The organism is Corallococcus sp. Z5C101001, assembly GCF_007352635.1.
GTDB classification, from domain to species: domain Bacteria; phylum Myxococcota; class Myxococcia; order Myxococcales; family Myxococcaceae; genus Corallococcus; species Corallococcus silvisoli.
Window position 1 is genome coordinate 278,104 of sequence record NZ_VKLU01000005.1, and the last position, 14,067, is coordinate 292,170.

8 protein-coding genes are annotated in these 14,067 nt (G+C 71.2%); 4 read left to right on the top strand and 4 right to left on the bottom strand.

Annotation, left to right across the window (positions count from 1 at the left end):
• Window positions 1–2 precede the first annotated feature (2 nt).
• Together FOF48_RS11545 and FOF48_RS11550 are read left to right on the top strand one after the other, a co-directional pair.
• Window positions 3–1,871, top strand: coding sequence for an Ig-like domain repeat protein (locus tag FOF48_RS11545; RefSeq protein ID WP_143900861.1), 1,869 nt, complete (start codon window positions 3–5; stop codon window positions 1,869–1,871).
• A 432-nt stretch (window positions 1,872–2,303) separates the two neighbouring features.
• Window positions 2,304–3,662 carry a carboxypeptidase-like regulatory domain-containing protein gene (locus tag FOF48_RS11550; RefSeq protein WP_186001873.1) on the top strand — a complete coding sequence of 453 codons (1,359 nt, stop codon included), beginning with the start codon at window positions 2,304–2,306 and terminating at the stop codon, window positions 3,660–3,662.
• A 62-nt stretch (window positions 3,663–3,724) separates the two neighbouring features.
• Here FOF48_RS11550 and FOF48_RS11555 read toward each other — a convergent pair whose 3' ends face one another.
• Together FOF48_RS11555 and FOF48_RS11560 are read right to left on the bottom strand one after the other, a co-directional pair.
• A complete protein-coding gene (locus FOF48_RS11555) occupies window positions 3,725–4,060 on the bottom strand; it encodes a putative quinol monooxygenase (protein WP_143900865.1) in 336 nt (111 codons plus the stop codon).
• 78 nt (window positions 4,061–4,138) lie between these two features.
• Window positions 4,139–5,233, bottom strand: a complete 1,095-nt coding sequence (locus tag FOF48_RS11560) for a hypothetical protein (RefSeq protein WP_143900866.1) — start codon at window positions 5,231–5,233, stop codon at window positions 4,139–4,141.
• Between the two features lie 182 nt (window positions 5,234–5,415).
• On the opposite strand from FOF48_RS11560, the gene FOF48_RS11565 reads away from it, so the two are divergent.
• Entirely contained in the window at window positions 5,416–10,488 is a 5,073-nt protein-coding gene (locus FOF48_RS11565) for a tetratricopeptide repeat protein (RefSeq protein WP_143900868.1), read from the top strand.
• Window positions 10,489–10,507: 19 nt separating this feature from the next.
• On the opposite strand, the gene FOF48_RS11570 is transcribed toward FOF48_RS11565, so the two are convergent.
• On the bottom strand, window positions 10,508–11,245 hold the full coding sequence (locus tag FOF48_RS11570) for a molybdopterin-binding protein (RefSeq protein ID WP_143900870.1): 738 nt from the start codon (window positions 11,243–11,245) through the stop codon (window positions 10,508–10,510).
• A gap of 130 nt (window positions 11,246–11,375) precedes the next feature.
• On the opposite strand from FOF48_RS11570, the gene FOF48_RS11575 reads away from it, so the two are divergent.
• Window positions 11,376–12,341, top strand: coding sequence for an AMP-binding protein (locus FOF48_RS11575; RefSeq protein ID WP_186001874.1), 966 nt, complete (start codon window positions 11,376–11,378; stop codon window positions 12,339–12,341).
• 8 nt (window positions 12,342–12,349) lie between these two features.
• Here the strand turns inward: FOF48_RS11575 and FOF48_RS11580 are convergent, their stop codons facing one another.
• On the bottom strand, window positions 12,350–14,050 hold the full coding sequence (locus FOF48_RS11580; protein ID WP_186001875.1) for a hypothetical protein: 1,701 nt from the start codon (window positions 14,048–14,050) through the stop codon (window positions 12,350–12,352).
• Between the last annotated feature and the right edge of the window lie 17 nt (window positions 14,051–14,067).

A 14,067-nucleotide genomic window follows, 5' to 3' on the forward strand; every position in this document is an offset into this window, starting at 1 on the left:
CGATGTCCGCTGCCCTGCGCCGCGCCTTCCTCGCGCTCCTCCTCTGCGCTTCACTTCCCGCGTTCGCCCAGGCGACGCGCACCTGGGTCTCCGGCGTGGGGGACGACGCGAACCCCTGCAGCCGCACCGCCCCCTGCAAGACCTTCGCGGGCGCCTTCGCCAAGACCGCCACGGGCGGAGAGATTGACGCCCTGGACATGGGCGGCTTTGGCGCCCTGACCATCACCCGGGCCATCACCATCGACGGAGGTCCGAATGCCGGTGGGGTGGCCGCCGCCGGGACCCCGGGCTTCACCATCAACGCGGGTCCGCAGGACGTGGTCATCCTGCGCCGGCTCAACATCATCAGCGTCACGCCCACCCCCAACTCCGTGGGCATCCAGTTCAACACCGGACGCGCGCTGCACGTGGAGCGCTCCCAGGTCCACGGCTTCCAGTCGGACGGCATCCGGTTCTCGCCCGCGGCGGAGGGCCAGCTCTTCCTCGATGGCGTGAAGGCCTTCGCCAACGGAGGGGCCGGGGTCCGCGTCGGCTCGACGGGCTCCCTCGCCACGGCCTTCGTCACCCACTCCACCGTGTCTGGGAACCAGCGAGGGCTCGAGCTCGGCGCGGGCGCCCTGGCCACCGTCCATGACCTCACGGCCTCCGGCAACACCGAGGCGGGCATCTGGATGCGGACGGAGTCAGGCGAGCACGCGGAGCTCAACGTGGAGCAGGCCCGGCTCGCGAACAACGGCGTGGGGCTGCAGGCGGCCTCGGTGGGCAGCGGCAGCCGCGCGCTCATCCGCCTGTCGAAGGCGGCCGTGTCCTCCAATGTCCTGGCCACCACGCGGCTGGTCGGCACGGGCACCATCCTGTCTTTCGGCAACAACCGGATGGCGGGCGGCTCCACCCTGGCCTGCCCCGCGGGGACGCTGTCGCTGGAGCCCTTCGCGCTGACGACCACCGAGCGCGGCAGCACCTTCGCGCCCGTCGAGTTCTCGGTGCTGGGCGCCCTGGGCAGCGCCAGCTTCGCGGTCTCGGGGGCGCTTCCGCGCGGCCTCTCAATGGAAGGCGGCATCCTCGCCGGCATCCCCGAGGAGGGCGGCGACTATCCCCTCACGCTGAGCGTCACGGACGGCAACGGGTGCACCGTGTCGCGGAGCACCTCCCTGACCGTCACCTGCCAGCCCGCCGTGCTCGAGCCCGTCAGCATTCCCTCGGGGACCACGGGCCAGCCCTACACCGCGCCCGCCTTCACCCACACCGGTGGGGTCGGCGTCAGCACCTTCAACCTCGACGGTGCGCTGCCCATCGGGCTGGAGTTCAAGGACGGCGCGCTCGTGGGAATGCCCACGGAATATGGATCCTTCCCCCTCACCGTGACCGCCACGGACCCGGGCCGCTGCTCCGTGAGCGGTGCCTTCACCCTGGAGGTCGCACGCGCGGCCGACTTCCAGGAGACCCAGACCCAGCTCACGGCCTCGGCCAATCCCGCCCACGCCGGTGAACCCATCACCCTCACGGTCCGGGTCACGGGGGGACAAGGCGAGCCGTCGGGCACGGCGACCCTCTTGGATGGCGACACCGTCCTGGCGACGGTCGCGATCCAGGGGCGCGAAGCACGCCATACCCTCACGAGCCTCGAGTCAGGACATTACGTCCTGAGCGCGATCTACAGCGGAGACACGCGCTTCGGCGGCAGCAGGGCGACGCCGCTGGCCCTGGAGGTGCTCCCGAAGACGCCACCGGTCGTGACTCCCGAGGACCCCGCGGTCGTGACTCCCGAAGACAAGGGTTGTGGCTGCAGCGAGTCGGGGGCCTCTGGGGGAAGCGCGCTGCTGCTGCTCGCATGGGCCATCGGGCGCCGCCGCAGGCCCTCCGCCGCGTGATGGCGTTGCTGCTTCGGGGATGAGGTCGTCCCCGAAGCACCGAGGGCACCACGCCCGAGCAGGCCCCTCCCCGCGACCCGAGCCCCTGCGTCGACCACGGAGTCGTGGAGACACGAGCAATACAGTCGTGTCGATCAGGACTAGTCTTTCCGTCCTCGCCGAGAAGCAATCCACGCGGCGCGACAGGGGAGCAGCCACGCGATGAGAGCCAGGGCACGATGGATGGCCGCCGTTGGACTCGTGACGTCTCTGGGCGTCGCCGCGTTGCTGCATGGCGCCCTGACTCCCGAGCGCGCGTCGCCGCGAGGAGGAGATGGGGGCGAGCACCCGCTCACGGCGGTGCGGTCCACGCCCAGTCCCAGCCTGCCCGAGGTTGCGCCATCGCGAGGGGGCGCGCCGGATCCCTCGCCTGTCGAGCTCCAGGCTCCCACCATGAAGGGCCAGGGACAGGTCACCGTGCGGGTCCTCGACGCGACGGGCTCCCGGACGCTGTCTGGCGCCAGGGTCGCCATCATCCGCGAGTCCCGCATCGAATCGTGGACGGAGGCGACCACCTCGGATGACTCGGGTGCGGCCGTCTTCGCGCAGGCCCATGCGGGCCTGTTCGATGTCTGTGCCCGTGGGGCGAACCACGGCATGGCATGCGAGACGAACGTGGGACTCGTGGCGGGTGGGGAGCTCCGGGTCGAGTTGCGGCTGCCGAAGGGAGGCCACCTGGAGGGGCAGGTCTTCCTGCCGGACGGGAGTCCCGCCCAGGGCGTCATGCTGCGCATCGGAGAAGACGCGGACCTGTCCGCATGGACAGACACGGAAGGACGCTACCGGCTCTCGGGCCTCTCGAGTGGGCCGCATGTCGTGACCCTCACGACCCAGGAGGGCCCTGCGTTCCCCCGGCAGGTGATGATGGAGTCAGGGGAGGACGCGCGGCTGGATGTACGGCTGGCGGGCTTCACGGACGTCAAGGTCGTTCCCATTCGCACCGGTCCGCGGAAGGGGACCGTGGTGGACTCCGTGTATGCGGGCGCCGAGCTGAGTCGCCAGAAGGATGGGAGCTGGGCGGGCCGGGTCGAGGCGAGTGAGCGGAACATCAATCTCTATGTGTCGGGCGAGAGTGGCGGAGTCCAGGTCAGGGGCCACAAGGAGGTGACGCTGTCCCCAGGGATTCCCGCCGTCTTCCGTGTCCCTTTCGGCCCTTGGAAGCTCCCCGCTCTCATTTGGACGGACACACCGCGGCAGCGGTCACCTGGGCACTTCGAGCTGGCGGGGCATGTCGTGCTGGCGAATGGCAGACCCGCGGAGCACGTGCACCTGGTGAGGGCGAAGCCGTGGGATGGAACCGCCCGCTGCGGAAACACGCCTCCCTCCTACGAGCGCTTCCGGTTCGATGGCTCGGCGTTCGTGGTGCCCTTCCAGGAAGGAGAGGCAACGCTGTACGCGTGGACCGAGGATGGGCAGGCCGGCAGCGTCACCGTCACGGGCACCCAGAATGGCCGCGTCGAAGCGAACATCGTCCTGAAGAACACCGGGGGCATCACAGGGACCGTCGACGCCACGACCTTGAAGCCAGAGGATGTGGCCGGGGGACTGATCAGCCTGGACGACCGCGGGCCTCCGCCCACGCAGGTCGTCCACCCCGACGGCCGCTTCTTCGTCGCGGGGCTCGAGCCAGGGGAGCACTCCATGCGTGTCGAGTCGCGGCAGGGCGCCCCCCTCCGCGTCCTCATCACGGAGGGCAGGCTCACGAACCTGGGCAACGTGTCGCAGCCAGACCGCGCCGAATCGGGCCCTTGAGCGGGCTTCCCGGTGGACAGGGTGAGCGACGCCAGCTCAAGGCCGGAGCCGCTCAGGCGACGTCACAACGGCACATGGACCGCGACTCCCTCGCGGCCGGAAGCCCACTCGCGCAAGTACCGGTTGAGCTCCCCGAAGAATGACACCGTCACCAGTTCAGACACCGCGAAGAGTTCGCGGAGCAGCGAATCCACATGATTGTTATGTGTTTCGGCCGCAGCTGCGTCGACGTACTCCTCGACGATTGAGTAATGACCGGGCCGCTGCGTGACGAACCACTGGTAGCGCAGCGTTCCCGGCTCGGTCGCGGCGGCGGCTGCCAATGCCCGCGCAACCCGCAGGAACTCCGTCTCCCCGTCGGTCCGCACCCTGAATTCACAAAGCACCAGAAGGCTCATCCGCTTCTCTTAATCCACGAGGCCCCCGAATACACGGGGAACTCCCAGTGATGTGGTCAGCGCTGTCTCCAAGCCGGGTCAACGTTCTCCCGCCTGAACCCAGACGTGGCGCTCCAGCTTGGACCAGTTCTTCTGGGCCGCGGCGGAGAGCGTCGCGTGGCCCGGCGCTGAGATTTCCCGCTGATACTGTTGATACGCCTCTTGAGCCGTCGCGCCGTAGCCCATGACATACACGGTCAAGAACAACTCCGGTGAGAAGTTGTAACTGGCCGCGTTGTCCGGCTGCTCATAGACGACCGCGATCAGCGCGCCGCCGTCCTTCGGGAGGTGCTTCTCCACTCCGGCCATGAGCCTGTCCATGGCCTCCCGCATGCGCTTCGCGTTCACGGCGTCGACCAGCGCCCCCATCAGCCATCCCACGACGGCGCCGGACCACGCGTGGGACCGCGGCGCCGTCACCACCCGCACCTCGGTCGCCGTCCGATGCAGCGTCACCGCCGACACCTGGAGCGGCTGCTTCGGCGCCAGCATCCTCGGCGCCGTCGGCGTCACCAGCGGCTTCACCGCGACCACGTTGCGCGGCGGGGTCAGCGGCAGGGTGGGCCTCGGGACCTGGGAGCCCGCGGGCTTCGTCGCCCCCACCAGCCTCGTGCCCCCCAGGATGGCCTGCCCTGGCTTCTTGTTCTCCGCGTACTTCTGCGCCGGCTTGAACGACACGTGCCGCAGCTTCAGCTCCTGCACGTCGTCCGCGTAGCGGATCTCCGGCGGCTGCATCACGTGCCCGGCCATCACGTTCTCGCGGTGCACCTGCCCCATCAGCTTCTCGAACGTGCCGCTGCCCTTGTTGATGCTCCCGTCCACCAGCGCCAGCCGCACGTAGCCGTACCCGTACTGCTTCCCGCGCTCCTTCGAATACACGTGGTCCACGTCGTGCCCCGCAGGCACCGAACCGAACGCGCTCACCCAGGCCTTGCGGTAGCCCGGATATGACGGGTTCACCCACAATTGCAGGTCCCCCGCATAGCCGCGCACCACGAGCACGTCCTGGGCCTGGTAGCGCCCCAGGGCCTCACAGTGGCCGATGTACTTCTCCAGCGCCGCCTGATCCCTGGCGGCGATAGGAATTCGGGGATCAGGGGGCGGTGGGCTCACGGAGAGTGCGGAGCCAAGCACGTCGCTCCGCACGAGGGCAAACCGGCCTCCCCCTGCGTCCCGCCCCCCTCCGCCCGCCCGTCCGCCTGCCTTCCCAGCGCTCAAATCGTCAGGAAAGACGGGAAGTTGAGGGGCCAGCCGAGCGCGTGGTACGAACTCCCGTTCAGTCTCCCCTCAAAATCCTGTGTCTGGAGCCGGCTTCCATGAGCGAGCGCAATGACGTCACGCGGCCTTCGTCCTCCGCTGCGGTGCCTCCCCCCGGGGCGGCTGATCCAGCGGGCGCGGCGGCACAGACACTCGCCCAGAACGTGACCACCCTCCCCGCCGCCGCGCCCCAGGCCAGCGCCGAGGACGACGCCCGCGAGCGCATCGCGGCCATGGAGCGCGAGGCCAAGGCGCTCGCCACCACCGAACCGCAGACGGCCGCCCTCCTCTTCCATGAGGTCGGCCTGCTCTGGGAAGAGCCGCTCAAGAACCCCCGCAACGCTGCCGTCGCGTTCCAGAACGCGTACAAGCTGGCGCCCCGCTTCCTCGCCAACATCCGCGCCGCCCGCCGCCTCTTCGCCGACGTCGGCAACTGGCAGATGGTCGTCCAGCTCATCGACGCGGAGCTCATCGCCGCGGACGACCCGCGCCAGCAGGCCTCCCTCCTCTTCGAGAAGGGACAGATCCTCGAGGAGCGCCTGTCGCGCGACAACGACGCCGCGGATGCCCTGCGCCAGTCCCTGGACCGCAAGCCCACCGACGTCACGCTCCTCACCCAGCTCGAGTCCGTCTACGCCTCCCGCAACGATGCCGGCGCGCTGGTGGAGATCTACCGGCTGCTGGCCAGCGCCGTCGTCCCGCCCTCGCTGCGCGCCCACTACCTCACCTCCGCGGGCATGGTCCTGGAGGAGCGCCTCAAGCAGAAGGAGGCCGCCGCCGCCGTGTTCCGCGAGGCGTTCGCGCTCGACCGCACCGACCCGCTCCTCCAGGCCGCCATCAAGCGCGTCGCCGAGCGCGAGGGCCGCACCGACGAGCTGCTCGCCGCCCTCTTCGCCGAGGCCGAGGGCCAGGGCTCCCAGGGCGCCCCCGCCTACCTTCACATCGCCAAGGTCCACGACCGCCTGGGCCGCAAGGACGACGCCCTCTCCGCGCTGCTCGCCGCGCGCCGCGTGAGCCCGAATGAGCCGCTGGTCCTGAGCGCGCTCGCCGGCATCTACGAGACCCAGGGCCGCTTCGAGGAGCTGGCCGACGTGCTGCTCGCGTGGGTGGGCTCCATCAACGACGAGAGCGAGCTCGTCGCCATCAACCTGCGCCTCGCCGCGCTGTACGAGGACGACCTCAAGCGCGACCAGGAGGCCGCCGCCCGCTACCAGGCCATCATCGCCCGCATCCCCAGCCACGCCGCCGCGCTCGCGGGCCTGGGCAAGCTGTCCTACCGGATGAAGAACTGGGAGGGCCTCGTCGCCGTCTTCGACGCGGAGGTCACCGCCGCCGAGGACGCCAAGGGCAAGGCCGCGCGCATGTACAAGGCGGCGGAGATCCTGGAGGAGCGCCTGGGCCGCCAGGAGGACGCCATCGCGCGCTACAACGCGTGCCTCCAGCTGCAGCCCGGCTACCTCCCCGCGCAGAAGGCCCTCACCCGCCTCTACGAGCGCCAGGGCCGCTTCGCCGAGCTCGTGTCGATGTTCGAGCAGGACCTGCTCCAGACGTCCGACCGCGATCAGGTCATCACCACGCTCAACAAGATGGCGGTCATCTACGAGGACCGCCTGGGCGACCTGGATCACGCCATCGAGTGCATGAAGCGCATCCTCGACCTGGCGTCGGACCACCTGCCCACGCTGCGCAACCTGGCCCGCCTCTACGAGCGCGCCGGGCGCTTCCGCGAGCTGCTGGAGACCAACGACCTGGAGGCGTCGTTCGCCGGCGACACCAAGCAGGTCCTGTCGCTGCTCCACCGCAACGCGGAGATCCTCGACGAGCACCTGAAGGACCGCGTGGGCGCCATCACCGCGTATGAGCGCGTGCTCGCGCTGTCGCCCTCGTACCTCCCCGCGCTCAAGGCCCTGGGCCGGCTGTACGCGCAGGACGCCCGGTGGGAGAAGCTGATCGACATGTACCGGGCGGAGTCGGAGATCTCCCCCTCCACCGACGCGGCCGCCGCGCTCATCTACAAGATTGGCGAGCTGTACGAGCACCGCCTCAAGCAGGAGAACGAGGCCCTGGCGTCGTACCAGGAGGCGCTGATGCTGGCGCCCAGCTACTTCCCGGCGCTGCGCGCGCTGGCCCGCATCCACCGGGCCCACGGGGCCTGGGAGAGCCTGGTGGAGGTGCTGCGCGCGGACGCCGCCAACCGCACCGACCCGCTGGAGCGCGCCAACGCCCTCTACCAGGCCGCCGCCATCTGGGAGGACCAGCTGGGCCGTCCGGAGCTGGCCATCGACGGGTATCAGGAGGTGCTGCGCCTGACGCCGGGCCACGCCGCCACGCTGCGCGCGCTGGAGCGCCTGTACGTCGCGCAGGACAACGTGAAGGAGCTGGTCTCCATCCTCGACCGCGAGACGCAGGTGGGCCAGACGCCCTCGGCCAAGGTGACCGCGTACCTCAAGCTCGCGCGGCTGTACCTGGACCGCTTCCAGGAGCCGTCCCGCGCCGCGCAGTGCTGCGAGTCCGTGCTGGGCCTGGAGCCCGGCAACCTCACCGCCCTCACGCTGCTGGAGCGCATCCGCGCGTCGGACCGCCCGCGCCGCGCCGAGCTGCGCTCCCGCATCGCGGACCGCGTGACGGATCCGCGCCTGTCCAGCGCCCTGCGGCTGCTGGCCGCGGCGGACCAGGAGAAGGGCCCGCCCACCGAACGCACCCTGGAGGTCTACCAGCGCGCCTTCGACGCGGACCCCTCGGACGCCCGGCTCGCCACCAGCCTGGAGCGCGTGCTGCGCCTGAGCGGTGACACCGCCGGCCTGTCGCGCATGTACGGCATGCGGCTGGCCGTGACGACCGAGGCCACCGAGGCGCTGGAGCTGCTGCTGCGCGCGGCGGAGCTGGCGGAGAAGAACCCCGACCTGGAGCCGGCCGCCGCCCTCTACCGGCAGGCCCTGGAGCTCCAGCCGCAGTGCCTGCCCGCGCTGCACGGCGCCCGCCGCGTGGCCCTGCGCCGCGGCGACTTCGCCACCGCGCGCGCCATGATGGAGACGGAGGCCAGGGCGAGCCGCGATCCCAAGAGCGCCATCGAGGGCTTCGTCGCCGCCGCGAAGCTCGCGTTCCAGAAGCTCCAGGACGCGGACGGCGCCGCGGCCCTCTACCGGCTGGCCCTGGAGCGCGACCCGCTGCACCCGGGCGCGGCCACCGGCCTGGAGGAGCTGCTCGCGCAGCGCGGCGGCTCCTCGGACCTCGCGGCCCTGCATGAGCGGCGCGCGGAGGCCCGGCTCGCCCAGCGCGACGCCGAGGCGGCGGCGGCGGCCTACGTCACCGCGGCCCGGCTGCACAACGTGGCCCTGGGCGACCGCGCCCGCGCGCTCGCGGTGCTGGAGAAGGCCCTGGCGGCCCGGCCCGGCTACCCCGACGCGCTGGAGACGCGCGGCCTGCTGCTGCTGGAGGCGCAGCAGTACCTGGAGGCCGCGCAGATGCTGGGCCAGCGCGTGCAGCAGGGCGGCGACCCCCGCGTGCTCGCGCAGCACCACCTGACGCTGGGCGCGCTCTTCCAGCAGCACCTCAACGACCCGGGCCGCGCGGCCGCGCACCTCCAGACGGCGCTGGCCACCCTGCCCCGCCACCCGGAGGCGCTGGAGCGGCTGGCCACGGTGTACGCGCAGGGCCGCAACTTCGGCGGCGCGGTGGACTGCCTGCGCCGGCTGTTGGATCAGGACCTGCCCAACGACGCCCGCGCGCGCTTCACGGTGGAGCTGGCGCGCATCCACGACGAGGGCCTGGGCGACGTCGCCGCCGCCACCGCGCTCTACAAGAAGGCGCTGGAGCTGACCCCGGGCGAGCCCGCGCTGGTGGACCGCCTGGTCGTCCTCTACGAGCGCGTGCGCAACCTGCCGGAGCTGGCCCAGATGCTGGAGGCCCAGGCGGCCGCCACCGCGTCCACGGACGTCAAGCGGGCCGTGTCGCTGCGCATGCGCGTGGCCAGCTTCTACGCCGGGCCGCTGTCGGAGCCCGCGCGCGCCACCGTCATCTACCGGCAGCTCGTGGAGCAGGACGCACAGAACCTCCAGGCCCGCGCCGCGCTGGCGGACCTGTACGGCCGGGACACGACCAGCTACCCGCTCGCCATCGAAGAGCACCGGCAGCTGCTCCGCCAGGACCCCGCGCGCGTGGACAGCCTGCATGCGCTGTTCAAGCTGTGGGAGGCCCAGAAGCAGCAGGACAAGGCCTACGCCGTCGCCGCGGTGCTGACCTTCATGCGCGCCACCAACGAGGTGGAGCAGGCCTTCTACTCGGAGGCCCGCCTCCGTCAGCCCCAGGAGCCGCGGGATGCCCTGCCCGCGGCGGATGTGGACACCGTCCTGATGCACCCGGCCGCTCGCGGGCCCCTGACGGAGCTGCTGCGCGCCATGGGCGACCACCTGGGCAAGGTGCACCCGCCCCAGTTCGAGATGCTCGGCGTCAACCCGAAGACGGACAAGCTCAAGCAGGACTCGGCCGTGTACAAGGCCGTGCGCGCGGTGGCGCAGACCTTCGGCGTGGAGGAGTTCGAGGTCTACCTGGCGCGGCGTGGGCTGATGCAGCCGGAGACGACGGAGCCCCCGTCCCTCTGCGTGGGCCAGGACGTGGTGCGCCGCTTCAACGCCCGCGAGCAGAAGTTCCTCATCGGCAAGGCGGTGCTGGGCCTGCTCAACAAGACGGCCGTCCTCTCCAAGCTGTCCCAGGGCGAGACGGCGGACCTGTTCGGCAACGCCATCCGCGTCCACGTGCAGCAGTACAACGGCCTGGGCCGGCGCAATGACGACGTGACGAAGCAGCTCAAGAAGGCCTTCAGCCGCAAGGCGATGAAGGCCTCCGAGGGCCCCGCGCAGGCGCTGTCGGAGCAGCCGAAGCTGGACGTGCCCGCGGTGGTGGACGCGCTGGGCTTCTCCGCCGACCGCGCGGGCCTGCTCGTATGCGGCGACCCGTCCGTGGCCCTCAACATGGTGCTGCGCGAGGACCCGAACATCACCGCCAACCGCCAGGAGGGCACCGACGCCATCCTCCAGGCGGTGCGCGAGCGCGCCGACCTGCGCGCCCTGCTGGGGTGGCTGCTCACCGACGACTTCTTCCGCCTGCGCCAGCGGATGGGGCTGTCGCTGTAGTCGCCGCCCTCGGGAAGCCTCAGCCCCGGCGGACCAGCGCGTCCGCCGGGATCCCCGAGAGCAGCAGGCCCACGGCGACGTCCACGTGGGCCCGCTCGGGCGCCTCCACCGTCACCTTCACCCGGTAGTCCAGCGCCTCGTCGAAGACCGGGTACGAGCCGATGGCCACGTGGGGCATGTCCAGCGCCACCCGGTCCAACACCCCGGCCAGGGCGCTCTCCCCCAGGTTGAAGAACAGGTTGACCAGGTGCACCGGCGTGCCGCTCAGCCGGGCCAGCACCGTCTCCAGTTGCATCCGGAACAGCTGCGGCACCCCGGGCAGCAGGAAGAGGTCGTCCACCGTCAGCACCGGGAACCACATCCCCGGCTGGGCCAGGAGCACCGCGCCCTCCGGGGCGTCCGCCAGCCGCAGGGACTCCGGCGTCACCGGCCCCCCGCCCGCGCGCGCGTGGATGGCGGAGACCATCTCCGGCAGGCGCACCACGGAGCGGCCCAGCGCGAGCGCCACCGCGCGCACCGTGACGTCGTCGTGCGTGGGGCCAATGCCCCCGCTGGTGAAGACGTAGCGGGCCTTGCGCCGGGCGCGCGCCACCGCGTCCACGATGGCGTCCACGTCGTCCAGGATGGTCTCCACCGAGACGAGCGGAATGCCCAGCTCCCGCAGCCGCTGGATGAGGTGGGGGCCGTTCTCGTCCTTCACCTTCGCGGTGAGGACCTCGTTGCCGATGATGATCGCCGCCGCGCCGGTGCGCTCCATGGAGCGCCGGACTCTAGCCCATCGCCTCCACCCGGTGGACGCGCGGACGTCCCATCCGTTTCCACCGGAACGCGGATGTCAGACCCCTGGGCCATGGTTCGGGATGAGCAGTTTTTTCATGATAAGGTATATGTTCATGAATTCAGCGGATGGCAGCGAGAGCAAACTGGGCTTGACTTCCAGCCTCGTTGACCAGCTCGTCCCGCGCCCGGAGCGGCAGACGCAGGCACGGCTCTATTGGTTCCAGGAGACGGACACCGAGGACGGCCCCACGGAGGAGTGGAGCTTCGCGGACCCGGGAGCGCGGACCCATGCCCTGAAGGCCCGGTTGCAGGCCCGGGGCGCGGCGGACGAGCGGGTCCTGCTGCCATGCCATGGCCTGGCGGAGGCGGCGCTCGCTGGCGGGGAGTCCTCGGCGGTGCATGCGCGGCCCGCGCTCGCGCTCGACCTGTCCTCCGGGTTCCGGGCGCAGGCGGGCCGGAGGCCGGACGCGGTGGCGGTGGTGGGGGGCCACGAGCGGCTGACCTACGCGGAGCTGGATGCGCGCAGCGACGCGCTGGCGTGGCACCTGCGGGAGCACGGCGTGGGGCCGGACGTGCGGGTGGGCCTGGCCATGGAGCGCTCCGCGGGCATGGTGGTGGCGATGCTCGGCATCCTCAAGGCCGGGGGCGCCTGTGTGCCGTTGGCCATGGACGCGACGCGCGACGCGCGGGCCTCCGTGCTGGAGGCCGCGCGGGCGCGGGTGCTCGTCACCCGGTCGGGCCGGGACGTCTCCGAGCCTCCGGACGGCGTGTGCACCGTCTTCGTGGACTCGGAGGAGGCATACGAGCTGGGGGTGCTCGGGCCGCCGCATGCGGGCACGTCGCCCGGGGACGCCGCCTCGGTCCTCTACTCGATGGTCCCCCACGGACGCCCCCGGGGCGTGACGGTGTCACACGCGGACATGGCGGACGCCTTCCTCGCCATGGACTCCCGCGTGGGCTCCGTCCCCGAGGGCACGTGGCTGACCATCACCCCACCGGCCCGCGACGGCTCCCTCCTGGAGCTGCTCTGGGCGCTCGTGCGCGGGTTCCGGGTCGTGATGCCGGACGCGTGACGTTCGCGTCAGTACGGATGGAAGCGGATGACGAAGGGCTCGGCTTGCGTGCCGCCCTCCGGGGTGCGCGAGCCGGCGACGCGCAGGAACCCATCCGCGCCCAGCACCGCGGCGGTCGGCTTCTCGTCCCCAGGCAGGTCGGTCCGGTTCGAGCGGAGCGTGGCCGATCCATTCGCGCGCAGGTGGGTGACCCCCACCGCGGAGGCGCCCTGGGCATCCTGGCTTGAAGTGGCGACGACGATCGTCCCATCCGCCAGCAGGCCCGAGCCCACGACCGTGTCGGTCACGCTCGCCGGGTATGCGAAGGTATTGAAGGACATGTAACCATTGTCGCCAAAGGACGAGTCCTCGGCCCCGGTCGACGTCAGCCGCGCGACGACGGCGGAGGTGCTTCCGCTGTAGGATACCCCCTTCCCAGCCACCAGCCAGTTCCCGTCGGAGAGCCGGTGCAGTGAGCGCGGGGTGACTTCCGGGTAGGCGGCCAACGGGAGATAGCGGAAGGTGCTGTCCGGGGAGCCATCCGCGTTCAGGCGCTTGAGGGCCAGCAGATTGAAGCTGCCCGTGGACGTGCCCGCCAGCATGATCTTCCCGTCGGGTTCGACGACGACGCAGCGGCCGTCATCCGACCGGCCCAGATCCACGGAGGCCACGCCATCCCCACTGAAGGTCGTGTCCAGGGCCCCGGTCGGAAGCAGGCGGACCACGACCATGTCCGTGCCGCTGTTGTCGCCGGTGCCCACGCCGATGTACCGGCCACTCGCGTCGACCGTGAGCCCGTGCAGGGTGGCGATGCCCGTGGTGATCTTGAACGTGCGCACGCCCGTCCCCCCGAACGTCGTGTCCAGCGCTCCCGCCGCCGTGTAGCGGGCCATCAGCAGGCCCTGCTGTTTCGTGCCCCCGCAGGTGTTCGTCCCGGCGACGGCGCCCCCCGCCACGACAATGCGGCCATCCGGAAGCACCGCGACGGCATCCGCGTAGTCATCGCCGCCGCAGATGTCGCTGACCACCACGCCGTTCGTGCCGAACGTGGGGTCCGGCGTCCCACCCGGAAGCAGACGGGCGACCCACACGTCCCGCAGGCCAATGACGGAACCGGTGAAGCCCGCGAGGATCCACTTGCCGTCCGGCTGCACGGCCATGGAAGTGATGGTCACCGGCGAAGGACCGAGCCCGGGCACCATCACCCCGCTTGCTCCGAACGCACTGTCCAGCGCGGCCGGACCGGGCTGGACCTCCAGGGTCAGCGGGAACTCGACGCGCTCGCCGCCCCCCACTCCGACCAGCTTGAGGGAGTAGCGGCCATATGCCGCGAACTCATCCGGGACATAGCCCAGCAATGCCGACGTCTCCGAGCCAGGGATGAGCAGCGGCAGCGCCTGGACGGTGCGCACGTGGGGAGGCAGCCCGTCCACCGTCACGGAGACGTCCCCGGTGAACGAGGGCTGGCGGGTGACGTAGACCCCGCTCGAACTGGACGCGCCGGCCATGAACTGGACCGTCTGTTCTGGGGACGTCGACAGGGAGAAGGAAGGCTCCACCCCCGCATCCGGCTCCGAGGGGCCCGCATCGCCTCCGCCATCCGTCGTCCCCGGCCCCGCGTCGACGCCCGCGTCGACGCCCGCATCCCGGGGCGGGGGCACGGGTGGGTCGACGGTCTCGTCGGAGCCGCACGCCGCGGACAACAGGGCCGCCGCGCAGAGGGCGAGCACGACGAGGCTCCTGGGGT